This window comes from Aphanothece microscopica RSMan92, from assembly GCF_046613545.2.
In the GTDB taxonomy this organism is placed as follows: domain Bacteria; phylum Cyanobacteriota; class Cyanobacteriia; order PCC-6307; family Cyanobiaceae; genus NIES-981.
In genome coordinates this window covers 1-1,380 of the sequence record NZ_JBKKKY020000184.1, presented here as the reverse complement: position 1 = coordinate 1,380, position 1,380 = coordinate 1, and the positions used below count along the sequence as shown (strand labels likewise).

Here is a 1,380-nt window from a genome sequence, read left to right as displayed (position 1 = left end):
GGCCGCGGGCACCGCGTCCGGCGGCGACGCCGAGGGCGACAGCATCAGCGGCTTCGAGCATGTGATGGGCCATGTCGGCGCGGACCGCCTGACGGGCGATGCCGGCGACAACCTGCTGATGGGCTTCGGCGGCGACGATACGCTGGCGGGCGGCGGCGGTTCCGACACGCTGATGGGCGGGGCCGGCAATGACGAGGTGCGCCTGACCGGCCAGCGCGCGGGTTATGACATCGTCTCCCAGGGGCGCACGACGACGATCGTCGATATCGATTCCTCGGATGGCGATGATGGCGTCATCCGCGCGATGGATGTGGAATTCCTGGCCTTCGCGGATGGCTCGCGCCTCCAGCTTGGCGCCACGGTGCTGCCGCCACGCGGCAACAGCACGAGCGGCGTGGTGACGGAAGACAGCACGGATGTCGTCACCGGGTCGCTGCCGCCGGCGGCGCCGGGCGAGGGCGGTGCCGGCTACCAGATGCCGGCATCCCTGGTCGGGCTGTACGGGACCTTCACCTTCGATCCGCTGACGGGGGCGTGGAGCTACACTCTCGACAATGCGCGGGCGGAGACGCAGGCGCTGGCCGGCGGGGCCGTGGTGTTGGACAGTCTGACGGTGCTGTCCGCCGACGGGACGGCGAGCCAGGCGATCAACGTGACGGTGCGCGGCGCGAATGACGCCGCCACCATCACCGCCCCACCGCAGGCCGTGTTGCGGGAAGGCAGCATGCTCACCATCAGCGGTGACATGGGCGTGGAGGACCGGGATTCGGGCGAGGCGATGTTCCGCGCCCCGGAGACGCTGGACGGGATCTACGGCACCTTCACCTTCGACGTCGTGACCGGCGTCTGGACTTACGCGCTGGACAATGACCGGCCGGCGACGCGCGCGCTGAGCAACGGCAGGAGCGTGACGGATTCGCTCGAGGTCCTGTCCCTGGACGGGACGGACGCCAAGGTTATTGCCATCTCCATCCTGGGGTCGGGTGGCACCGCGGCGATCAGCGGCACCGTGCTGGGCGCGCTGCGCGAGGATGATGCGGCGCCCGTTGGCGGCGACCTGGATATCGCCGCGGGCGATACGGGAGAGAGCAGCTTCGCCGCACCGGCGTCGCTGGCGGGCACCTATGGCGACTTCGCCTTTGATGCGGCGACGGGCGCCTGGAGCTACGCGCTCGACAATACGCGGTCGGCCACGCAGGCGCTGGCGGACGGCGAGACGGTTACCGAGCGCCTGCTTGTATCGACGGCATTCGGCAGCGCGAGCAGCACCATCACCGTGACGGTGACGGGTACGAACGACGCGGCGGTGATCACCGGCGACGTGTCGGGCAGCATCGCCGAGGGCAGCGCGGCGGTCGTGTCGGGCGACCTCGACATTGC

General features: G+C 70.2%; 1 protein-coding gene. It reads left to right on the top strand.

Annotation, left to right across the window (positions count from 1 at the left end; translation table 11 throughout):
* Window positions 1-1,380: VCBS domain-containing protein (locus ACLD7X_RS16810; RefSeq protein ID WP_411424835.1), on the top strand; the 1,380-nt coding region annotated here is incomplete at both ends.